Raw genomic sequence first — 23,098 nt, forward strand, 5'->3', positions numbered from 1 at the left:
TGGTGTTGCCATGGGGTGCTCTCCTTGCGGAATAAAGTTAAGGGCCCGGAGGCGATATCGCCCGGTGGGTGCCTGACGGTTATCAAGGAGCGTGCCAGTCAATTAAATAGCCTTGCAAAACAGCTCGTTGAGCGTTTTGTCGTAGGATTTTTGCGATTTGGCTGTAGGAAAAGCCTCTGAAGTGCGCAAGAAGTTGCGCAGTACTGCGCAACTTCTTGCGCACTTGGCTGGAGGCCACGTGGTACATGGGCTCCAGCGGTTTTTAGGGATGTTTTATTACGTGCAACTGCGCAACTTCTTGCGCACTGCTGTTCCAGGGCAGCGAAACGCTGAAAGCAATAGGGGCGACGCATCCACTCAGCCGCCAACCCCTGACTTGCCGCCCGGTAAAAGATAAACTTTGCGGCCCTCGCAGGAGCAGCCATGAATTATCGTCACGCCTTCCATGCCGGCAATCACGCCGATGTGTTCAAACACCTGACCTTGACCCGCCTTATCGCCCTGATGGCGCGCAAGGAACAGCCGTTTGCCTATCTCGACAGCCATGCCGGCATCGGTCTGTACGACTTGCAGGGCGATCAGGCCAACCGCACCGGCGAGTACCTGGAAGGCATCGCGCGGTTGTGGGATCAACCGGACCTGCCGGCGCTGACCGCCGATTACATGAAGGTGCTGCACGAGATGAACCCGGATGGCCAGTTGCGCTACTACCCGGGCTCGCCCGAGCTGGCGCGGCGTCTGACCCGTTCGCAGGATCGCGTGTTGCTCAACGAGAAACACCCGGAAGACGGCGTGCTGCTCAAGGACAACATGAAGGGCGACCGCCGCGTTGCGGTGCACCTGGGTGAGGGTTGGCATGTGGCGCGGGCGCTGCTGCCGGTGGCCGAGAAGCGCGCGGTGATGCTGATCGACCCGCCGTTCGAGAAGCTCGACGAGATGCAGCGTTGCGCGGCGTCGCTGAAAGAGGCGATCGCGCGGATGCGCCAGACCGTGGCGGCGATCTGGTATCCGGTCAAGGACCAGCGCGCGCTGCGTCGCTTCTATCAGGATCTGGCCGGCACCGGCGCGCCGAAACTGCTGCGGGTGGAGCTGCTGGTGCATCCGCTGGATACGCCGAACAGCCTGAACGGCTCCGGGCTGGCGATCGCCAATCCGCCGTGGGGGCTGGAGGAAGAATTGCGTGAGCTGCTGCCGTGGCTGTCCAAGAAGCTTGGGCAGACCCAGGGTGGGTGGCAGATGGATTGGTTGATTGCCGAGTAGCAGCGACAAGCTGCGAGCATATTGATGTGATCGTTCCCACGCAGGGTGTGGGAACGATCAGGTGTCGGCTTAGTTGCCCGCCAGGCTCGGCGGCATGCACACGCCGGTGCCGCCAATCCCGCAGTAGCCTTCCGGGTTTTTCGCCAGGTATTGCTGGTGATAAGCCTCGGCGAAGTACACGGTCGGGGCCTGTTCGATCTCGGTGGTGATTTCCCCCAGGCCAGCCTTGTTCAGTTCGGCCTGATAGGTTTCCTTGCTCTTGAGCGCCGCGTCCAGTTGTTCCGGGGTGGTGGCGTAGATCACCGAGCGGTACTGGGTGCCGATGTCATTGCCCTGGCGCATGCCCTGCGTCGGGTTGTGCAGTTCCCAGAACATGGCCAGCAACTCTTCGTATTTGACTTTGGCCTTGTCGAACACCACCAGCACCACTTCCGAATGGCCGGTCAGGCCCGAGCAGACTTCTTCGTAGGTCGGGTTCGGCGTGAAGCCGCCGGCATAGCCGACCACGGTGCTGACCACGCCTTCACGCTGCCAGAAACGGCGCTCCGCCCCCCAGAAGCAACCGAGGCCGAAGATCGCGAAGTCGACGTCTTCGAAGAACGGGCCGAGCAGCGGAGTCTCTTCGAACACGAAGTGTTTTTCCGGCAGGGTCATCGGAGTTTCGCGGCCAGGCAGGGCTTGTTCTTTAGTGGGTAGCACGTTTTTGTTCACCAGAATTTCCGAGCGCAGAACCATGATCGTTCCTCTCAGTCAGGATGGGATGTAAATCAACAGACAGCCAGTGTGCCCAATGATGCCAAGTTAATCACTAGCCAAAATGTGGGGGTACTGGCCGGCTTCCACAAGGGGCTTGTGGTTTACAGCGACAACGGGCCGCGCGGGTAGCGCTTGAGGGTGGGAATCAGTTCGGCGCCGGGGATCGGCCGGTCGAACAGGTAGCCCTGGCCGACGTCGCAGCGGTGGCGGCGCAGGAAGGCCAGTTGCTCGGCGGTTTCGATGCCTTCGGCCACGACCTTCAGCTTCAGGTTGTGGGCCATGGCGATCACTGCCGAGGTGATTTCCATGTCGTCCTGGTTGTCCGGGATTTCGTGGATGAAGCTGCGATCGATCTTGATGATGTCGATCGGGAATTTTTTCAGGTAGCTGAGCGACGAGTAACCGGTGCCGAAGTCGTCCATCGCCAGGGTCAGGCCCAGACGCTTGAGCTGATCGAGCTGCAAGTGGGTGTCTTCGGTGGCCTCCAGCAGCAGGCCTTCGGTTAGCTCCAGCTCCAGCAGATTGGCCGGCAACGCTTCTTCCTTGAGGATATTGGCGATGGAGGCGACCAGATCCGGGTCGGAGAACTGCTTGGGTGACAGGTTGATCGCCACTTGCAGATTGCCCATGCCGGCGGCGGTCAGGGCTTTGCTCATGCGGCAGGCCTGGCGCGCAATCCACTTGCCGATCGGGATGATCAGGCCGGTTTCCTCGGCGACGCTGATGAACTGGTCCGGGCGGATCATGCCGCGTTCCGGGTGGTTCCAGCGCAACAGCGCTTCCATGCCCAGCAAGCGACCGCTGCGCAGGCACAGCTTGGGCTGATAGAACACGTCCAGCTCGTTCTGGGTCAGGGCGCGGCGCAGGTTGTTTTCGACGAACAGCTTGTAACTGGCCTCGGCGTTCAGCGCTTCGGTGAACACCTGCACTTGATGTTTGCCGTTGGCCTTGGCCTTGTGCAGCGCCAGGCCGGCGTTGCGCATCAGGGTCTGCGGATCACGGCCGTGCAGCGGCGCACAGGCCAGGCCCACGGAGCCGGTGACGCTGATCAGCTGGTTATCGACGAACATCGGTTTGTCGAGAGTCATCAGCAACTGGCTGGCGATCTGCTGGCCGGCTTCGAGGTCGGTGTCGTCCAGCAGCACGGCGAATTCGTTACTGGCGAAGCGGGCGAGGCTGCCGCTCGGGCTGAGGCTGTTGCGCAGGCGTCGGGCCAGGCTGATCAACAGTTTGTCGCCGGTCTGGTGGCCGAGGCTGTCGTTGATCCGCTTGAAATTGTCGATATCCACCAGCAGCAGGCTGATCGGGGTATCGCTATCTCGGGCGAAGCGTTCATCCAGATTGCGGATGAACGCAGGGCGGTTGCCGAGGTTGGTCAGGTTGTCGGTGTAGGCCAGGCGCTCGATGCGCTGCTGCGCCAGTTTGGTCTGGGTGATGTCTTCGTAGATGCCGATGTAGTGCGTCAGCTCGCGGTTGTCGCCGTAGACCTTGGAGATCGACAACTGGCCCCAGTAGGGTTCGAGGTTCTTGCGGCGGCTCTTGAATTCGCCCTGCCAGCTGTTGCTCTTGGCCAGCGCCGAGGGCGCGTCGAACAGCAATTCGCTGAGGTTCTCCAGGGCCGGCAGTTCCGACAGGCGCTGGCCGTGGACTTCCTCGGTGCTGTACTGAGTGATCGCGGTGAAGCTCGGGTTGACGTACTCGACCACGCCGTCGCAGTTGACCAGCAGAAAGGCGTTGGCGCTTTGCTCGACCGCGCGCTGGAACAGGTGCAGGGCGCTGGTGGCGGTGCGGCGGTTGTGATTGTTGATGACCTGCGCGAACTGGTCGGCCAGTTCACCGGCAAAGGCGATTTCGTCGGACTGCCAGGCGCGGGTGACGCCGGTCTGTTCCAGACACAGCACGCCGACCACCTGGCCGTCGACGCGGATGCTGGCGTCGAGCATGGCGTTGACATCGCGCGGGCGCAGGGCTTCGGCCATCTCGCGGGTGCGCGGGTCGCGCATGGCGTTGTGGGCGTCGATGGCACGGCTGCTGTGCAGGGCTTCCATGTAGTCGGGGAAGCTGCTGACGTCGATCACGTCCGGCAGGATGTATTCCTGGGTCGCGCGGTGATAGGCGGAAATCGGCACCAGTTGCTGGCCTTCGAGGTTCCACAGGCTGGCGCAGTCGATCTCATAGATGTCGCAGGCGCAGCGGGTAATCAGTTCGGCGGCTTCCTGCAGCGAGTTATGGCTGCTGTAGCGCTGGCGGGCCAGTAGCAGGATCAGGTCCTGCTGGGCGCGCACCCGCTCCAGATGCTGGAGTTGTTCCTGCTGGGCGCGCTGATTGAGTTCAAGGGCGATTTGCAGGCGGGAGTTCTGGGTTTCGAGGTCGAGGGACGACAGCGATGGCGCTTCGGCGAACACGTTGTCGACCGCCAGCAGATAACCGCGCAGCAGGTGACGATTGTGTTGTTTATAGGCTTCGCCCAGTTCCAGGATGCTCAACACGCCGGCAGCGGTGTGCAGCGTGTAGCGCACCAGATAATGGGGGCTGTCGCTCAGTTGCTGCTGGATCGTGTCATGCAACTGATAACGCGCTTCCGGCTCCATCAGGCTGGCGTAGGGCGAGCCGACCAGGGCGCAGAGTTCGACGGCCGGCTGGCCGAACTGGCGTTCGCAGTTGGGATCGAGAAACAGCATCGCCCAACTGGCTTCATTCAAGCGCTCGAAACGCAGCATGCCGAGCCGCGAGGGCACAGGCAACTGCGTCACTACCTCGGCCGCCATACGGCTGGCGGCATCGGGTTGGCTCTTCATGAAGGGAACTCGCTTGGAAATATGCTGAACGCGCCGGGCTCTCGCCCTCTTTACTGTTGCCTGCGGCAAGGTTGCATCATTGCGGCACCGACTGACAAGAGACATGAAGGCCAAGTGCTATAAGAATATGTCGGCTGCTTTCCACATTTCTCCAGCGCGGGCTTGAAAAGAGCTCAGGATCGCCGTCTGCGGCTGTTTCTACAGGAAATGTAAACGTTTGTAGGCGCCACCGAAGACCGCGATTTTTTCTGTTTCAGCGCAGTTTCAGACTGACCGATTGCAGGGGTTTGCCATCCCGGTCGTGATAGGTGATTAAAATTTGACCAGCATCGACCCGCACATGGGCGAAGTTGTCCTCACTGATGACCTCGCTGGTGAGCTCATGCCGATAATCACCGCTGGTCGTTTGCGCCAACGGCTGGTCGAGCATGAAGCTGGATGCCTTGGCATAGGGCAACAACGCGCTGTTGTGCAGCGGTGACGAGACGAGGGTGTGGACTTCGAAGTCCGGGTCGTCGCTGTGCGTCAGGCGCGCCGTGAGCGAGCCATGCACGTCGCCGGAGACAAACACGACGTTGCTGATCCTGTGCGTGCGAATCAGCTCCAGCAGCCGCAGGCGCTGTTCCGGGAAGGCTTTCCAGGCATCGTCGCCCTGGGTTTTGCGATCCGGATAGAACATCACGCTGGTGACCACGAATTTGACCCGTGCCTGACTGTCGATCAGCCAGTCGCACAAGGCTTGCTCCTGCTGTTCATCGAGAATGCGCCGGTCGCTGGCCGACAAGCTGCGCCGGGTGCGGCTGTCGGTGACAAACCATTCAATATCGCCGTCGCTGAATTGATACCAGTAGTGTTTCAGCGATGAGCGATCAACTTGTCCGTTAGTTGTCAGCGAATACGCTGGACTGTGACTGGCTTGATATAACTCATAGGCGGCCATGGCATTTCGATATAAGTGCTCGTCCGCCTCTATGGCATTGGCCGGCCAGTTATCTTCGATTTCATGGTCGTCGAGAATCATGTAAGTCGAAGTGCCGGACATCAACCGTCGAATATTCGGTTGCGAGAATGCCGTGCGGTACTTCTTGAGAATGTCCTGATATTCGCGATCCGGGGCAATCACATTCAAATCGTCGACGTAGATTTGATCGCCGGTCATGACCGTGGCGCTGACTGGCGGTTGTGCGCCTTCGATCAACTGATTGATCGAGGCGAAAATCCGGTCGCTACGCTGGGGCAGTTCGGCGATGCCGGCGGTCAGGCGAAGGTAGCGGCACGAGCCGACGATGTAGGCCCGTGGCTGCAAGGCCCGGCTGGCACGGGTGCGCAGGCGATGGATGTCCCGTGGCCATTGCAGCGGCAACTCCGCCACGCTTTCCTCGGTGTGTACCGGGCTCATCGGGCTGAAGCAGCCGGTCTGATATTCATACTCGGTGTCGGCGCTCAAGTGGTCGAGGACGAATACATGTGACATGTCGCGCGATGCGCCCAGTCGGGCAAAGAGGGCTTTCGACCAGACTTGTGTGTCGGCAAGGCGATAACGAATTGCGGCAAATACCGTTGCGTTGTCCTGAAGTTCTCCACGGATGAATATCCTGGTCTGGTTAGTTGTGGTGTGGCCAATGATCGGGCCGACAGTAGGGTTCAGCATGTTCGAATCCGTTCGAATAAGTGTTGATTGATAGGCAGGTTGTTGAAAGTTATTGGCGATAACTTTGTTGTGCCAAGGTTAGTTGCTGGTTAATAAAAAACATTGGCGTGAAGTGGACCAGAGTCGTGGCTGATATCGGCATCCTTTGTGGGAAAAGTGCGAACCAGTGGTTTTTCAGGCAAAAAAAGCCCCGTCAATTGACGGGGTTGAGGTACGAGCGTGTGGCGCTCGAAAACGTAGAGCCATCGGGCCCTCCGTTGCCGGAGGGCCGAGTGGTTTACAGCAGGATGGTGCGGATGTCCGCCAGCAGATCGCTCAGACGCTTGGTGAAGCGTGCAGCAGCGGCGCCGTTGATCACGCGGTGATCGTAGGACAGCGACAGCGGCAGCATCAGTTTCGGCTGGAAGGCTTTGCCGTCCCAGACTGGCTGGATGGTTGCCTTGGAAACACCGAGGATCGCCACTTCCGGCGCGTTGACGATCGGCGTGAAGCCGGTGCCGCCAATGTGGCCGAGGCTGGAAATGGTGAAGCACGCGCCTTGCATTTCGTCCGACGAGAGCTTCTTGGTCCGGGCCTTTTCAGCCAGGGAAGCGGCCTCGGCGGCCAGTTGCAGCAGGCTCTTCTGGTCGACGTTCTTGATGACCGGTACGAGCAGGCCATCCGGGGTGTCGACGGCGAAGCCGATGTTCACGTATTTCTTGCGGATGATTGCCTTGCCGCTCGGGGCCAGCGAACTGTTGAAGTCCGGCAGTTCCTTGAGCAGGTGGGCGCACGACTTGAGCAGCAGCGGCAGGATGGTCAGCTTGACGCCAGCCTTCTCGGCCACGGCCTTCTGCGCGTTACGGAACGCTTCCAGCTCGGTGATATCCGCCGAGTCGAATTGCGTCACGTGCGGCACGTTCAGCCAGCTGCGGTGCAGGTTGGCGGCGCCGACCTGCATCAGTCGGGTCATCGGCACTTCTTCGATTTCGCCGAAGCGGCTGAAGTCCACGACCGGGATCGGCGGGATACCCGCGCCACCGGTTGCGCCGGCAGCGGCGGCAGGTGCTTCCTTGGCCTTCTGCATCATGGCCTTGACGTACGCCTGCACGTCTTCCTTCAGGATGCGACCGTGCGGGCCGGTGGCGCCGACAGCGCTCAGCTCCACACCGAATTCGCGAGCCAGTTGACGCACGGCCGGGCCGGCGTGAACTTTGGCGCCTGGCTTGGCTGGTGCGGCGGCTGGAGCGGCAACCGGAGCGGCAGCGGCAGGTGCGGCAGCAGCAGGGGCAGCAGCAGGGGCAGCAGCGGCTGGCGCCGCAGCGGCGACCGGTGCTGGAGCGGCCGCAGGCGCAGCGCCTTTGACTTTCAGCTTGAGGATCAGGTCGCCAGTGCCGACTTCGTCATCCAGCTTGATGGAAATGCTTTCCACCACGCCGGCGGCAGGCGATGGAATCTCCATGCTCGCCTTGTCGGATTCCAGGGTGATCAGCGACTGGTCGGCTTCGACGCTGTCGCCGGCCTTGACCAGCACTTCGATGATCTTGGCCTTGCCGGCCGAGCCGATGTCCGGGACGTGAATGTCCTGAACGCTGTCGGCCACTGGAGCAGCTGGGGCTGCCGCAGGAGCAGGCGCAGCAGCGGCCGGAGCAGCCGCCTGGGCCGGAGCGGCGACAGCAGGGGCCGCAGCACCCGCCACTTCCAGATCCAGGATCAGGTCGCCCGTGCCGACTTCGTCGTTGAGCTTGACGCTGATGGCCTTGACCACGCCAGCGGCAGGCGACGGGATTTCCATGCTCGCCTTGTCGGATTCCAGGGTGATCAGCGACTGATCGGCGGCGACGGTGTCACCGACCTTGACCTGGATTTCGATGATCTGAGCCTTGCCCGACGAACCGATGTCCGGCACGTGTACTTGCTGAACCGAAGCGGCAGCAGGTGCAGCGGCTGGCGCAGCAGCGGCAGGAGCGGCAGCCGGAGCCGGCGCAGCTTTCGCAGCCGGGGCGGCGGCAGGCGCAGGAGCCGCTTGCGCGGCGCCCTCGACTTCCAGCTCCAGCAGTTCGTCGCCTTCTTTCAGGCGATCGCCCAGCTTCACTTTCAGGCTCTTGATGACGCCGGCCTTCGGGGCCGGCACTTCCATGCTGGCCTTGTCCGATTCCAGGGTCAGGATGCTCTGGTCGGCTTCGATACGGTCGCCGACTTTCACAAACAGTTCGATTACTTCACCTTCACCGCTGCCGATGTCAGGTACGCGAATGAGTTCGCTCACAGAGTTTCTCCTCAGCAGTCCAGTGGGTTGCGTTTTTCCGGGTCGATGCCGAACTTGACGATGGCCTCGGCCACGACTTTAGGTTCGATATCACCACGGTCAGCCAGTGCTTCCAGGGCTGCCAACACCACGAAATGACGGTCGACTTCGAAGAAATGACGCAGTTTCTTGCGGCTGTCGCTGCGGCCGAAACCGTCGGTGCCCAGGACTTTGAATTCCTTGGACGGTACCCACTGACGGATCTGCTCGGCGAACAGTTTCATGTAGTCGGTGGAGGCGATGACTGGACCCTTACGGCCGTTCAGGCACTCTTCGACGTAGCTCAGCTTAGGCTTCTGGCCAGGCTTGAGACGGTTGCTGCGCTCTACGGCGAGGCCGTCGCGACGCAGTTCGTTGAAGCTGGTAACGCTCCACACGTCGGCGCCGATGTTGAACTCTTCACGCAGGATCTTCGCCGCTTCACGCACTTCACGCAGGATGGTGCCGGAGCCCATCAGTTGTACGTGGTGTGCCGCTTCGCGGGTGTCTTCTTCGAGCAGGTACATGCCTTTCTTGATGCCTTCTTCGGCACCGGCCGGCATGGCTGGCTGCTGGTACGATTCGTTCATCACGGTGATGTAGTAGAAGATGTCCTGTTGCTCTTCGGTCATCTTCTTCATGCCGTCCTGGATGATCACCGCCAGCTCGTAGCCGTAGGTCGGATCATAGGTGCGGCAGTTCGGGATGGTGGCAGCCAGCATGTGGCTGTGACCGTCTTCGTGCTGCAGGCCTTCACCGTTCAGGGTGGTGCGGCCGGCGGTGCCGCCGATCAGGAAGCCACGGGTACGGCTGTCGCCAGCGGCCCAGGCCAGGTCGCCGATACGCTGGAAGCCGAACATCGAGTAGAAGATGTAGAACGGCAGCATCGGCTGGTTGTGGCTGGAGTACGAAGTACCGGCGGCGATGAAGGAGCTCATGGCGCCCGCTTCGTTGATGCCTTCTTCAAGGATCTGACCTTTCTGGTCTTCCTTGTAGAACATCACCTGGTCTTTATCGACTGGCTCGTAGAGCTGGCCGACGGACGAGTAGATGCCCAGCTGACGGAACATGCCTTCCATACCGAAGGTACGGGCTTCGTCCGGGATGATCGGGACGATGCGCGGGCCGATTTCCTTGTCCTTGACCAGTTGCGCGAGGATCCGCACGAAGGCCATGGTGGTGGAAATTTCACGGTCGCCCGAACCGTCGAGGATTGCCTTGAGGGTATCCAGATCAGGAGTCGGCACGCTGAAGCTTTGCGCGCGACGCTGTGGCACGAAACCGCCCAGCGCATTGCGGCGCTCGGCCAGGTAGCGGGCTTCGGCACTGTTCGGCTCTGGCTTGAAGAACGGCAGGTTCTCCAGCTCTTCGTCCTTGACCGGAATGTCGAAGCGGTCGCGGAACAGCTTCAGGCTGTCGACGTCGACTTTCTTGGTGTTGTGCGCGGTGTTCTTCGCTTCACCGGCGCCGGTGCCATAACCCTTGATGGTCTTGGCCAGGACAACGGTCGGCTGGTCTTTGTGGTTGACCGCTTCGTGGTACGCCGCGTAGACCTTGTACGGGTCGTGGCCGCCACGGTTGAGTTTCCAGATCTCGTCGTCGGACAGATCGGCAACCATCGCCTTGAGTTCAGGCGTGTTGAAGAAGTGCTCGCGAACGAACGCGCCGTCTTTGGCCTTGTAGTTCTGGTACTCGCCGTCGATGACTTCGTCCATGCGGCGTTGCAGGATACCGTCGACGTCTTTGGCCAGCAGCGGGTCCCAGAAACGGCCCCAGATGACTTTGGTCACGTTCCACTGGGCACCACGGAACACGCCTTCGAGTTCCTGGATGATCTTGCCGTTGCCGCGAACCGGGCCGTCGAGGCGCTGCAGGTTGCAGTTGATGACGAAGATCAGGTTGTCCAGCTTCTCGCGGCCGGCCAGGGAGATTGCGCCCAGGGATTCCGGCTCGTCGCACTCGCCGTCGCCCAGGAAGCACCAGACTTTCTGTTTGCCCGGCTGGATGAAGCCACGGTGCTCCAGGTACTTCATGAAGCGTGCCTGGTAGATCGCCTGGATCGGACCCAGACCCATGGATACGGTCGGGAACTGCCAGAAGTCAGGCATCAGCCAAGGGTGCGGGTAGGACGACAGGCCCTGACCGTCGACTTCCTGGCGGAAGTTGTTCATCTGGTCTTCGGTGATGCGGCCTTCCATGAATGCACGGGCGTAGACGCCCGGGGAGGTGTGGCCCTGGAAGTAGATCAGGTCGCCGCCGTGTTCTTCGGTCGGGGCCTGGAAGAAGTAGTTGAAGCCGATGTCGTACAGGGTCGCGCTGGAAGCGAAGCTGGAGATGTGACCACCCAGGTCAGAATCTTTCAGGTTCGTACGCATTACCATGGCCATCGCGTTCCAGCGTACCAGCGAGCGAATGCGGCGTTCCATGAACAGGTCGCCAGGCATGCGTGCTTCGTGGGTGACGGGGATCGTGTTGCGGTAAGGCGTGGTGATGGCGTAAGGCAGTTGCGAGCCGCTGCGGGTCGCGAGTTCGCCCATACGGGTCATCAGATAGTGAGCACGGTCTTCGCCTTCTTTGTCGAGAACCGATTCCAGGGCGTCCAGCCATTCCTGGGTTTCGACGGGATCGAGGTCTTGCATGGCTTGCTCCAGGGCGGAAAGGCTTCCAGAATCGGTTGCCTGAGTTTGCGACTGGCCTTGTGGGCAGACGTTTAAAATTCTTGGATTGCCGCGAGGTTGTTCCGGCGGCGTGTAGTTTTACTACAAATCTTCTGGCATTTCAGCCTTTCGAATGTATAGACGAGTAGTAAAACTACAGATGAAAGGCTTATGGCCTCCAAAAGCGTTGTGAGAATAATCGTTAAGGTTGGTCGTTTACCATCCGAAAAAGGTGAAAGTTTGATGCTGACTGCCAAGATGAAAGAAATTTCAGCTATTTCTCACTTTTGTTCGACAGTCCATCGCGTAGCGGGTTTTCACCATTCACTACAAGCGGCGGTTAATACGCCGATCAAGGATAGACCATGACCCTGCCTGTGCTTGCCGAACTGCCCGCCATTCTCCTGCCGTTGGTCAGCCGATCCGAGCAGTCGTTCCGCACGGCCGTCGCCACGCTGGAGGACGATCATGGTCTTTCGACGTGGACGCCGGAACGCTGGGCGCAGTTCGCCCGGGTCAGCGCCGCCAGCGAGTTCGTCATTGAACAGAGCGTTCGTGACCCTTTGATGTTGCTCGCGCTGGTGCAGTCCGGCGAACTCGACCGGGCGTTCGCCCCCGGCGAGTTGTGCGCGCAGATCGCCGCCGCTGTCGATGCCGCGCAGAGCGAAGATGAACTCGGCCGCGTCCTGCGTCGTCAGCGCGCCCGGCATCAGGTGCGGATCATCTGGCGCGATCTAACCCGCCAGGCCGATCTGGTGCAGACCTGCCGCGATCTGTCGGACATGGCCGACGCCAGCATCGACCAGGCTTATCAATGGTTGTACAGCCGCCACTGCGCGCAATTCGGCACGCCCACCGGCCGGCGCAGCGGCTTGGCGCAGCAAATGGTCATCCTCGGCATGGGCAAGCTCGGCGCGGTGGAACTGAACCTGTCGTCGGACATCGACCTGATCTTCGCCTACCCCGAGGGTGGCGAAACCGTCGGCGTGAAGCGTCCGCTGGACAACCAGGAATTTTTCATCCGCCTCGGCCAGCGTCTGATCAAGGCGCTGGACCCGATGACCGTTGACGGCTTCGTGTTCCGCGTCGACATGCGCCTGCGTCCTTATGGCTCGTCCGGCGCGCTGGTGCTGAGCTTCAACGCGCTGGAGCAGTATTACCAGGATCAGGGCCGCGACTGGGAACGCTACGCGATGATCAAGGCGCGGGTGGTGGCGGGCGACCAGGTGGCCGGTGCGCAACTGCTCGACATGCTGCGCCCGTTCGTCTATCGGCGGTATCTGGACTTCTCGGCGATCGAAGCGCTGCGCACCATGAAGCAGCTGATCCAGCAGGAAGTGCGGCGTAAGGGCATGGCCGACAACATCAAGCTGGGCTCCGGCGGCATCCGCGAAGTCGAGTTCATCGCCCAGGCCTTTCAACTGATTCACGGCGGCCGTGACCTGAGCCTTCAGCAGCGGCCTCTATTAAAGGTGTTGGGGACGCTGGAAGGGCAGGGGTATCTGCCGCCGGCAGTGGTCAGCGAGTTGCGCGAGGGCTATGAATTCCTGCGTTACACCGAACACGCGATCCAGGCGATCGCCGACCGCCAGACCCAGATGCTCCCGGACAGCCCTCAGGATCAGGCGCGTATTGCGTTCATGCTTGGTTTCGCCGACTGGAACGCCTTCCATGAACAACTGATGTTCTGGCGCGGCCGGGTGGCCTGGCATTTTGCCCAGGTGATTGCCGATCCGGACGAAGACGAAGGCGCGCAAAGCGAGGTCGTGGTTGGCGGCGAGTGGTTGCCGTTGTGGGAAGAGGCACAGGACGAAGAAGCCGCTTGCCGCCAATTGGAAGAGGGCGGTTTTGCCGACGCGACCAAGGCGTTGAAAGCCTTGGCGAGTCTGCGCGGCAGCCCGCAATTGCGGGCGATGCAGCGACTGGGTCGGGAGCGCCTCGATGCCTTTATTCCGCGCCTGCTGGCTCAGGCGGTGGAGCATGACAATCCGGACCTGGTGCTGGAGCGGGTGCTGCCGCTGGTCGAGGCTGTCGCCCGGCGTTCGGCGTATCTGGTGCTGCTGACGGAAAACCCCGGCGCGTTGCGGCGGTTGTTGACCCTGTGCGCCGCCAGTCCGTGGATCGCCGAGCAGATTACCCGTTTCCCGCTGTTGCTCGATGAACTGCTCAACGAAGGCCGGCTGTTCAAGCCGCCACTGGCACCGGAGTTGGCCGCCGAGTTGCGCGAGCGCCTGACGCGGATCCCGGAAGACGACCTCGAACAACAGATGGAAGCCCTGCGGCACTTCAAACTGGCGCACCGTCTGCGTGTCGCCGCTTCGGAAATCGCCGGCAGCCTGCCGTTGATGAAAGTCAGTGATTACCTGACCTGGCTGGCCGAGGCGATTCTCGAGCAGGTGCTGGCCCTGGCCTGGCGCCAGACCGTGGCCAAGTACGGCACGCCGTTGCGCACCGACGGTACGTTGTGCGATCCCGGCTTCATCATTGTCGGTTACGGGAAAGTCGGCGGTCTGGAACTCGGGCATGGTTCCGATCTGGATCTGGTGTTCATCCACGACGGCGACCCGCAGGCTGAGACCGATGGGCCGAAACCGATCGACGGCGCACAGTTCTTCACCCGGCTCGGCCAGCGGATCATTCACCTGCTGACGGCGCAGACCAACTCCGGCCAGCTGTATGAAGTGGATATGCGGCTGCGGCCGTCCGGGGCGTCCGGTCTGCTGGTGAGTTCGCTGGGGGCGTTCGAGCGCTATCAGGAAAATGAAGCCTGGACCTGGGAACATCAGGCGCTGGTGCGGGCGCGGGTGCTGGTCGGCAGCCAGGATGTCGGGCAGGCGTTCGAGAAGGTTCGCGCGCAAGTGTTGGGTAAAGGTCGGGATCTGGCGAAGCTGCAACAGGAAGTCAGCGAGATGCGCGCCAAGATGCGTGACAACCTCGGCAGCAAGAGCACAGCCGCCGGCACCGGGGCAAATGCCTTCGAGGCCACGGCGCCGTTCGACCTCAAGCAGGACGCCGGAGGTATCGTCGATATTGAATTTATGGTGCAATACGCGGCCCTGGCGTGGTCGCAAAGCCACCCGCCATTGCTGCGCTGGACCGACAATATCCGCATTCTGGAAGAGCTGGAGCAGGCAGGGCTGATGCCGGTCGAAGACGCCGCCCTGTTGCGCGAGGCCTATAAAGCCTACCGCTCTGCCGCTCACCGTCAGGCCTTGCAGAAACAGGCCGGGGTGATACCGGGCGACCAGTTCGCGGACGAACGTCGGCAGGTGATGCGGATCTGGCGTGAACTGGGGCTAAGCTGATTCTCGAGACGGGGAGGCGTAAAGCCTCCCCGGTTCGTTTTTGGAAACCACATGAATATTCTGATCGTTGGGCCCAGTTGGGTCGGTGACATGGTGATGGCGCAGACACTGTTTCAGTGTCTCAAACAACGCCACCCGCAATGCGAAATCGACGTGCTGGCCCCTGAGTGGAGCCGGCCGATCCTCGAGCGCATGCCCGAAGTGCGCAAGGCTTTGAGCTTTCCGCTCGGCCACGGCGCGCTGGAGCTGGCGACTCGTCGGCGCATCGGCAAATCCCTGGCCGGCCAGTACGACCAGGCGATTCTTTTGCCCAACTCGCTGAAGTCGGCGCTGGTGCCGTTCTTTGCCGGCATCCCGAAACGCACCGGCTGGCGCGGCGAGTTCCGCTACGGCCTGCTCAATGACGTGCGCCGCCTCGATAAAGAGCGCTATCCGCTGATGATCGAGCGCTTCATGGCGCTGGCCTATGAGCCGAACGCCGAGCTGCCGAAACCTTACCCGCGGCCGAGCCTGCAAATCGACCCGGTGACCCGCGAAGCGGCGCTCGCCAAGTTCGGCCTGACCCTCGATCGCCCGGTGTTGGCCCTGTGCCCCGGTGCCGAGTTCGGCGAGTCCAAGCGCTGGCCGTCCGAGCACTACGCCAAAGTCGCTGAAGCGCGCATTCGCGAAGGCTGGCAGGTCTGGCTGTTCGGCTCGAAGAATGACCACGCGGTCGGCGAAGACATCCGCGCGCGGTTGATTCCCGGCCTGCGCGAAGAATCGGTGAACCTCAGCGGCGGCACTTCCCTGGCCGAGGCCATCGACCTGCTGTCCTGCGCCGAAGCTGTCGTCTCCAACGATTCCGGTCTGATGCATGTGGCCGCCGCGCTGAATCGTCCATTGGTGGCGGTCTACGGCTCGACCTCGCCGGGCTTCACCCCGCCGCTGGCCGAGCACGTCGAAATCGTCCGCCTGGGCCTCGATTGCAGCCCGTGCTTTGACCGTACCTGCCGTTTCGGCCATTACAACTGCCTGCGCCAGCTGATGCCGGATGCGGTCAACGATGCCTTGCAGAAGTTGCAGGGCTCTGTGGTCGAGGTTCATTAACTTGCGGGTATTGCTGATCAAGACTTCATCGCTGGGCGACGTGATTCACGCGTTGCCGGCGCTGACCGACGCGGCCCGGGCCATCCCCGGCATCAAGTTCGACTGGGTGGTGGAAGAAGGCTTCGCCGAAATCCCGACCTGGCACCCGGCCGTGGGCAAGGTGATTCCGGTGGCGATCCGTCGCTGGCGCAAGAACCTCTGGCAAACCATCAAGAGTGGCGAGTGGAAACGCTTCAAGCAAAGCGTGCGCGCGGCCAAATACGATCTGGTGATCGATGCCCAGGGCCTGCTGAAAAGCGCCTGGCTGACCCGTTACGTCAAGGCGCCGGTGGCCGGCCTCGACAAAGGCTCGGCCCGTGAGCCGATCGCCTCGCGTTTCTACGATCGCAAACTGGCGGTGGCCCGTGGGCAGCATGCTGTCGAGCGCGTGCGCCAATTGTTCGCCATCGCCCTCGGTTACGATTTGCCCAAGGGGCTGGGCGATTACGGTCTCAACGTCGAGCGTCTGGTGGAGCTGCCGCGCAAGAACGCCTACGTGGTGTTCCTCCACGGCACCACCTGGGACACCAAACACTGGCCGGAAGCCTACTGGCGTGAGCTGACCGAGCGTGTCGGTTACCTCGGCGTGGGGGTGAAGCTGCCATGGGGCAACCCGCTGGAGAAGGCCCGCGCCGAGCGCATCGCCGCCGGTTTCAAGCACGCCGAAGTGCTGCCGAAACTGAACCTGGCCGGCGTCGGCAAGGTGCTGGCCGGCGCCCAGGCCTGCGTGGCGGTGGACACTGGCCTGGGCCATCTCGCCGCCGCGCTGGACGTGCCGACCCTGTCGCTGTTCGGGCCGACCAATCCGGGCCTGACCGGCGCGTACGGCAAAGTGCAGATTCACCTCGCCAGCGACTTCCCGTGTGCGCCGTGCCTGCAAAAGAAATGTACTTACCAACCGACCGCGCAGGATGCCAGTCAGTTTGACCTGAAACGCGAGTGGCCCCTGTGCTTCACGCGTCTGAACCCCGAGCGTGTCGCCAGCAGACTGAGCACGTTGTTGATGGCTGAGGAGCTGCGCTGATGCAATTGGCTTTTGTCCTGTACAAATATTTCCCGTTCGGTGGCTTGCAGCGCGATTTCATGCGCATCGCCCTCGAATGCCAGAAGCGCGGCCACCAGATCCGTGTCTACACCCTGATCTGGGAAGGCGACGTGCCGCCCGGTTTCGAAGTGCTGGTGGCGCCGGTCAAGGCGTTCTTCAACCATCGGCGCAACGAAAAGCTCAGCGCGTGGATGGAAGCCGACCTGGCCAAGCGTCCGGTGGACCGGCTGATCGGCTTCAACAAGATGCCGGGCCTGGACGTCTACTACGCCGCCGACGGCTGCTTCGAAGACAAGGCGCAGAACCTGCGCAATTCGTTGTACCGGCGCTGGGGCCGCTACCGCCACTTTGCCGAGTACGAGCGCGCGGTGTTCGCCAGGGACGCGAAGACCGAAGTGCTGATGATTTCCGAAGTGCAGCAGCCGCTGTTCATCAAGCATTACGACACGCCGCTGGAACGCTTCCATCTGCTGCCGCCGGGCATTGCCCAGGATCGTCGGCGTCCGGCGGATGCTGACGAGATTCGCGCCGGGTTCCGTGCTGAATTCAGCCTCAAGGACGATGAGTTGCTGCTGGTGCAGATCGGTTCCGGGTTCAAGACCAAGGGTGTCGATCGCAGCCTGAAAGCGCTGGCGGCGCTGCCGGCCGAACTGAAAAAACGCACCCGGCTGTTTGTAATCGGCCAGGATGACCCCAAATTGTTCCAGATGCAGAGCGCTACGCTCGGTCTCGGCGACAACGTCACGTTCCTCAAGGGGCGCAGCGATATCCCGCGCTTCCTGCTGGGTGCCGATCTGTTGATCCACCCGGCATACAACGAAAACACCGGCACGGTGTTGCTCGAAGCGCTGGTCGCCGGGCTGCCGGTGCTGGTCAGCGCGGTCTGTGGCTACGCCCACTACATTGCCGAGGCGGACGCCGGACGGGTGCTGGACGAGCCGTTCGACCAGGCGCAACTGACCCAGTACCTGACGGAAATGTTGACCGACGCCTCTGCACGCGCGGCCTGGAGCCGCAACGGTGTGGTCTTCGCCGAGACGGCCGACCTCTACAGCATGCCGCAGCACGCGGCCGATGTGATTCTGGCGGAGCACGCTTAAATGAAGTTGATGCTGGCTGAACCGTTCAAGAGCCTTTGGGCCGGACGCGACCCGTTCGCCGAAGTCGAGGGCTTGCAGGGCGAGGTGTATCGCGAGCTGGAAGCGCGCCGCACCCTGCGCACGGAAGTCGACGGCAATGGTTTTTTCGTCAAGATCCACCGGGGCATCGGCTGGGGCGAGATTTTCAAGAATCTGCTGACCGCCAAGCTGCCGGTGCTCGGCGCGGGCCAGGAATGGCAGGCCATTCAACGCTTGCAGGAAGTCGGCGTGCCGACCATGACCGCTGTCGCCTACGGTGAACGAGGCAGCAACCCGGCGGATCAGCATTCGTTCATCGTCACCGAAGAACTGGCACCGACCATCAGCCTGGAAGACTTCAGCATCGACTGGGTCAGGCAGCCGCCCGAGCCAAAGCTCAAGCGTGCGCTGATCGCCGAAGTCGCGCGCATGACCGGCATGATGCACCGCGCCGGGGTCAATCACCGCGACTGCTACATCTGCCACTTCCTGCTGCACACCGACAAACCGGTCACGCCCGACGACTTCAAGCTCTCGGTGATCGACCTGCACCGCGCCCAGACCCGCCCGGCCATCACCCGGCGCTGGCGCAACAAGGATCTGGCGGCACTGTATTTTTCCGCGCTGGACATCGGCCTGACCCGCCGCGACAAGCTGCGCTTTCTCAAGGGCTACTTCCAGCAGCCGCTGCGCCAGGTCCTGGCTGAAGAAGCGCCGCTGCTGAACTGGCTCGAAGGCAAGGCCAACAAGCTCTATGAGCGCAAGCAACGTTATGGGGATGCGCTCTGATGGCGGGTTGGAATCTTGAACCCGAGTACAGCGACCTCGCCGCCGACTTCGGCAGCCTCGAGGCAGTCTTTGCCTTGCAGGGTGAGCGTCTGACGCGCGATCCGCTGTCCGAGGTCATCCGCGTGCAGCGCAACGGCGTCAACTATTACGTCAAGCGCTACTCCGGCGCCGGCAAGGGCCTGCGCCGTTACCTGGGCAAGCCTCGGGTAAAAATGGAGTGGCAGAACCTCAAGCGCTTCGCCAAGTGGGGCATCCCCACCGCCGAAGTGGTGGCCTGGGGTCTTGAACGGCGCGGGGCGGCGTATGCCCGTGGGGCGATGATTACCCGCGAGCTGCCGCGTACCGAAGACCTTTCGGCGCTGGCCGACCGCAAGGACCCGAAACTCCAGGATCGTGCCTGGGTCGATGGCATCAGTCGGCAGTTGGCGGTTTACACCCGAACCATGCACGACCATCGCTTCACTCATAACGATCTGAAGTGGCGCAATCTGCTGATCGACGATCAGGCGCAACTGTTTCTGATCGACTGCCCGAACGGCGACTTCTGGCGCGGCTTCTGGCTCAAGTACCGGATCACCAAGGATCTGGCCTGTCTCGACAAGGTCGCCAAATATCACCTGTCGAACACCCAGCGCCTGCGCTTTTACCTGCAATACCGCCAGCGTGACCGGCTCAACCGCGCCGACAAGCAACGCATCCGGCATGTGGTGAGATTTTTCGAGGGACGCGAATGACTGATTTTCTCGCCGCTGAAGACCGTGCGCTGCTGGAGCGCCACGGCCTCGGCACTTTCGATGCGCTGTGGGCCAAGCAGCTCGATGCGGTGGACGAGCCGAACACCGACGGCGGCGGCTGGAGCAGCGTGTTCCGCCTGGAGCTGGAAGGGCGCGGCTATTACCTCAAGCGCCAGAGCAACTACCTGACCCGCACCTTGCACGCGCCGTTCGGCGAGCCGACGTTCGCCCGGGAATTTCGCAACATCAGCCGCTACCGCAAGCTCGGCATTCCGGCGCTGCAAGCGGCGTTTTTCGGCGAGCGCAAGGTCAAGGGCGAAGTGCATGCGCTCCTGCTGACCCGCGCCCTGGACGGCTGGGATGATCTGGATTCGCTGTTGCAGCGCTGGTCGACCCTGAGCGCCGGACAGCATTCGGCGATTCTCCAGGCCTGTGGACAACTGGCCCGCCGCCTGCACGGCCTGCGTCAGGTTCACGGCTGCTTTTATCCCAAGCATATTTTTCTCCAGGCCGATGGCGACGCTTATCGCGCGCAACTGATCGACCTGGAAAAGACCCGGCCATTGCTGTTCGGTCAGCGCGACCGGGTCAAGGATCTGGAACCGCTGCTGCGGCGCGCCCCGGAGTGGAGCGAGGCACAGTTGCGCGAATTGCTTGCGGCCTACCTCGATCAGCCCGGCGACAGCTCGCTGGTCGATAGCTGGGTCACGCGTCTGACCGCGCGGCGCAGTCACAAGGAGACGCGCTGATGCAGTTGTCCGACCTGAAGAGCGCCGGGCGTACGCCGAGCCTGCCGCTGACGGTTTCCCTGGCTGACGCGGCAGGGGCTGCGGATCTGCAATTGCTGAGTCTGTTGCGGGTGTTGCCGGGGCAGCGCTACGTCGGTGCCGGTGTGTGGCGCGGGCGTCCGGTGCTGGCCAAGTTGTTGGTCGGCAGCAAAGCGGCACGGCATTTTCAGCGCGAACTGGAAGGCGTGAAGTTGCTCGCCGCCCAAGGCATGACCACACCGTTGCTGCTGGCCGATGGCCTGAAGGACGGCGAGGGCGGCTGGTTGTTGTTCGAGTTCCTCGAAGGCGCCGAGAGCCTGGGCGATGCCTGGCAGCAGGTCGAGCCGCTGCCGGCGTTGGCGGACGAGCAGTCGGCGGTGCTGGCCGAAGCCCTCGGTGCGATCGGTCAGTTGCACGGCAAAGGCCTGTGGCAGGAAGACCTGCACCTGGACAATCTGCTGCGCCATGGCGGTCAGTTGTATTTGATCGACGGTGCCGGTATCCGCGTGGAAACCGCCGGCCAGCCGTTGTCCCGGCAAAAGGTTCTGGAAAACCTCGGGGTGTTTTTCGCCCAGTTGCCCAAGTCGCTGGAGCCGTTCACCGAAGAACTGCTGGTGTATTACCTGCTGAGCAACAGCGAGCACGCGCTGCCGCTGGAAGCCTTGCAGAAACAGATCGACAAGGTCCGCGCCTGGCGGCTGCGGGACTATCTGATCAAGGTCGGTCGCGAATGCACGCTGTTCAGCGTGGTGCGCGGCGCGTTCGGTCTGCGGGCGATTCGCCGCGAAGAGGAACCGGCCATGCTGCCGGTGCTGGAACAGGCCGATGCCTTGCTCGATCAGGGCCATCTGTACAAGACCGGTGGCGCGGCCAGTGTCGGCAAGGTCGAGGTGGCCGGGCGTGCGCTGGTGATCAAGCGCTACAACATCAAGGGTTTTGCGCATTGGCTCAAACGCTTCTGGCGCCCGAGCCGCGCCTGGCATTCGTGGCGCGAAGGTAATCGCCTGGCATTCCTCGGCATCGCCACGCCGAAACCGCTGGCGGTGCTGGAAAAACGTTTTCTGTGGCTGCGCAGCCGGGCTTACCTGATTACCGAATATCTGGCGGGGCCGGACATCATCGAGCGCTTCGCGCCGTATGTTGAAAACGGCGCGGCGCCGGAGTCGGAGTTGCAGGCGCTGGATCAACTGTTTGCGCGGTTGATCGCCGAGCGCATCAGCCATGGCGATTTCAAAGGGCACAACCTGTTCTGGCAGGAAGATCGCTGGGCGCTGATCGATCTCGACTCGATGTGCCAGCACGGCTCCCTGGGCAGTTTCGCCCCGGCCTATGCCCGGGATCGTGCGCGGTTCATGCGCAACTGGCCGCAGGGCAGTGCGTTGTATCAGGTAATCGATCAGCGGTTGCCCAAGGATATTTCCGGCGCAGCCTGAAACCTTTCGCGAGCAGCGGAGGACAAACTCCTCTGACTTGTCCTACAGCTTCTCCAGAAGCCATGAACTGCCCCGCCAGCAACCCCGATGCTAGTTTGCCCGGACGTACACGGAGGGCAAATCTTGACCATCAAAATGGCGCTGACTATCGGTTTTTTTTCATGGGCGCTCAGCGGCTGCGGCAGCGTCGTCACGGTGTTGCAGGACGAGGCCGACGTCGCCCGCGATCTCAGAAAACTGAAAACCTACTGCCAGACCCTTCCCCGGGTCTACAGCGGCCTGGCCTACGACTTCTGCGCAATGAATGCCCCCCCGGACCCGACCGGCATCCTGCTGCCGTTCGTGCTGGTGGACCTGCCGCTGTCCGGGGTGCTGGATACGGTGGTGCTGCCGTATACGGTTTATCGGCAGGTCATGGAGGGGAATATCAGTATTTATTGGCGTGCGGGGCGTGGATGACAGTGCGATTCCCTTGATGACATTGGCACGATGAATCAGGCCGGGAAGTTCAGCGACTTCATTGTCTATGTTGATGAGAGCGGCGACCAGGGAATACAAACGCTCGATGCTCACTACCCAATCTTCGTACTCGCTTTTTGTGCCTTCCATAAACGGCACTACTGCGAGCAGGTCATACCTGCGCTTCAAAAGTTCAAGTTTGACCATATGGGCCACGACCTGGTTGGTCTGCATGAGCTGGACATTCGAAAAGAGAAGGGGGCGTTCTCGGGCCTTTTCGCTTCAAGGCAGCACAAAACGGCTTTTCTTGATGAGTTGACGGACATTATCAATGCCAGCAACTTCATCTTGATCAGTTGCGTTATCGACAAAGCTTCACTACGTGAAAAACAAGGTTTTGCTCAAAACCCTTATCACTTGGCGCTCGGTTTTTGTCTGGAAACGCTTTATGAGTTCTTGCAAGAAAAGAGTCAGCAAAGTGCATTAACTCATGTGATCTTCGAGCGTCGAGGGAAACGAGAGGATAACGAACTCGAGTTTGAGTTTCGTCGGATGTGCGACGGCATGAATCGGTGGGGAGTTCAGTTGCCGTTTGACATCATCTTTGCCACTAAACAGGTCAATTCCACGGGATTGCAATTCGCTGATCTTGTCGCCAGACCCATCGGGATGAGCGTATTGAGGCCGGGTCAGGAAAACCGTGCCTTTGACGTGCTAAAGCGCAAGTTCTATTGCAGTGGTGGGCGGAGTAGAGGGTGCGGGGTTTGAAAACTGGGGGCTGAAACTTTTCCCGCCTCCAGAAAGCGAAAAGCCCCAGTGATACTCACTGAGGCTGCGACGCCGACCGGGATCCCCCAGCCCATTTGCGTCAAAGTCTACGTCTGGGCTCTTCCGCGTGTCAACGCAATGCCTTGCCAGTTCCGCTAGCGGCCTGC

At 61.6% G+C, this 23,098-nt stretch carries 16 protein-coding genes and 1 pseudogene; 12 read left to right on the forward strand and 5 right to left on the reverse strand.

The window, feature by feature from the left end; genetic code table 11:
* The coding region (locus KVQ74_RS28290) for a hypothetical protein (RefSeq protein ID WP_217834664.1) at positions 1-180 on the forward strand (180 nt) is incomplete at its 5' end.
* A gap of 243 nt (positions 181-423) precedes the next feature.
* Positions 424-1,260 (forward strand): 23S rRNA (adenine(2030)-N(6))-methyltransferase RlmJ, encoded by an 837-nt coding sequence (locus KVQ74_RS28295; RefSeq protein ID WP_217834665.1) that lies wholly within the window; start codon positions 424-426, stop codon positions 1,258-1,260.
* A 69-nt stretch (positions 1,261-1,329) separates the two neighbouring features.
* Here the strand turns inward: KVQ74_RS28295 and msrA are convergent, their stop codons facing one another.
* The 5 genes from msrA to aceE all read right to left on the reverse strand — a co-directional run bounded on the left by msrA (position 1,330) and on the right by aceE (position 11,370).
* Positions 1,330-1,995 carry a peptide-methionine (S)-S-oxide reductase MsrA gene (msrA, locus tag KVQ74_RS28300; protein WP_217834666.1) on the reverse strand — a complete coding sequence of 222 codons (666 nt, stop codon included), beginning with the start codon at positions 1,993-1,995 and terminating at the stop codon, positions 1,330-1,332.
* Positions 1,996-2,117: 122 nt separating this feature from the next.
* Positions 2,118-4,814, reverse strand: a complete 2,697-nt coding sequence (locus tag KVQ74_RS28305; RefSeq protein WP_217834667.1) for a putative bifunctional diguanylate cyclase/phosphodiesterase — start codon at positions 4,812-4,814, stop codon at positions 2,118-2,120.
* A 253-nt stretch (positions 4,815-5,067) separates the two neighbouring features.
* A complete protein-coding gene (locus tag KVQ74_RS28310; protein WP_217834668.1) occupies positions 5,068-6,465 on the reverse strand; it encodes an alkaline phosphatase D family protein in 1,398 nt (465 codons plus the stop codon).
* A 277-nt stretch (positions 6,466-6,742) separates the two neighbouring features.
* Positions 6,743-8,713 carry a dihydrolipoyllysine-residue acetyltransferase gene (aceF, locus tag KVQ74_RS28315; RefSeq protein WP_217834669.1) on the reverse strand — a complete coding sequence of 657 codons (1,971 nt, stop codon included), beginning with the start codon at positions 8,711-8,713 and terminating at the stop codon, positions 6,743-6,745.
* Positions 8,714-8,724: 11 nt separating this feature from the next.
* Entirely contained in the window at positions 8,725-11,370 is a 2,646-nt protein-coding gene (gene aceE, locus KVQ74_RS28320; protein WP_217834670.1) for a pyruvate dehydrogenase (acetyl-transferring), homodimeric type, read from the reverse strand.
* 383 nt (positions 11,371-11,753) lie between these two features.
* Between aceE and glnE the strand changes: the two genes are divergently transcribed.
* From glnE to KVQ74_RS28370, 10 genes and pseudogenes are all read left to right on the forward strand, one after another.
* Positions 11,754-14,693 carry a bifunctional [glutamate--ammonia ligase]-adenylyl-L-tyrosine phosphorylase/[glutamate--ammonia-ligase] adenylyltransferase gene (gene glnE, locus KVQ74_RS28325; protein ID WP_217834671.1) on the forward strand — a complete coding sequence of 980 codons (2,940 nt, stop codon included), beginning with the start codon at positions 11,754-11,756 and terminating at the stop codon, positions 14,691-14,693.
* A 51-nt stretch (positions 14,694-14,744) separates the two neighbouring features.
* Positions 14,745-15,779, forward strand: a complete 1,035-nt coding sequence (waaF, locus tag KVQ74_RS28330; RefSeq protein WP_217834672.1) for a lipopolysaccharide heptosyltransferase II — start codon at positions 14,745-14,747, stop codon at positions 15,777-15,779.
* Between the two features lies 1 nt (position 15,780).
* Positions 15,781-16,842 carry a lipopolysaccharide heptosyltransferase I gene (gene waaC / locus KVQ74_RS28335; RefSeq protein ID WP_217834673.1) on the forward strand — a complete coding sequence of 354 codons (1,062 nt, stop codon included), beginning with the start codon at positions 15,781-15,783 and terminating at the stop codon, positions 16,840-16,842.
* Positions 16,842-17,963, forward strand: a complete 1,122-nt coding sequence (locus tag KVQ74_RS28340; RefSeq protein WP_217834674.1) for a glycosyltransferase family 4 protein — start codon at positions 16,842-16,844, stop codon at positions 17,961-17,963. Before waaC ends, KVQ74_RS28340 begins: the two co-directional genes overlap by 1 nt.
* A complete protein-coding gene (gene rfaP, locus KVQ74_RS28345) occupies positions 17,964-18,770 on the forward strand; it encodes a lipopolysaccharide core heptose(I) kinase RfaP (protein WP_217834675.1) in 807 nt (268 codons plus the stop codon).
* A complete protein-coding gene (locus tag KVQ74_RS28350; protein ID WP_217834676.1) occupies positions 18,770-19,504 on the forward strand; it encodes a lipopolysaccharide kinase InaA family protein in 735 nt (244 codons plus the stop codon). The genes rfaP and KVQ74_RS28350 overlap by 1 nt, the downstream gene beginning before the upstream one ends.
* Entirely contained in the window at positions 19,501-20,253 is a 753-nt protein-coding gene (locus KVQ74_RS28355; RefSeq protein WP_217834677.1) for a lipopolysaccharide kinase InaA family protein, read from the forward strand. The genes KVQ74_RS28350 and KVQ74_RS28355 overlap by 4 nt, the downstream gene beginning before the upstream one ends.
* Positions 20,253-21,704, forward strand: a complete 1,452-nt coding sequence (locus KVQ74_RS28360) for a lipopolysaccharide kinase InaA family protein (protein ID WP_217834678.1) — start codon at positions 20,253-20,255, stop codon at positions 21,702-21,704. The genes KVQ74_RS28355 and KVQ74_RS28360 overlap by 1 nt, the downstream gene beginning before the upstream one ends.
* Before the next feature lie 123 nt (positions 21,705-21,827).
* Entirely contained in the window at positions 21,828-22,163 is a 336-nt protein-coding gene (locus tag KVQ74_RS28365; protein ID WP_217834679.1) for a YceK/YidQ family lipoprotein, read from the forward strand.
* A 42-nt stretch (positions 22,164-22,205) separates the two neighbouring features.
* Positions 22,206-22,983 (forward strand): annotated as a pseudogene (locus KVQ74_RS28370) (DUF3800 domain-containing protein); the annotation flags it as partial.
* Positions 22,984-23,098 lie beyond the last annotated feature (115 nt).

The sequence above is a fragment of the Pseudomonas botevensis genome, from assembly GCF_019145475.1.
Taxonomy (GTDB): Bacteria; Pseudomonadota; Gammaproteobacteria; order Pseudomonadales; family Pseudomonadaceae; genus Aquipseudomonas; species Aquipseudomonas botevensis.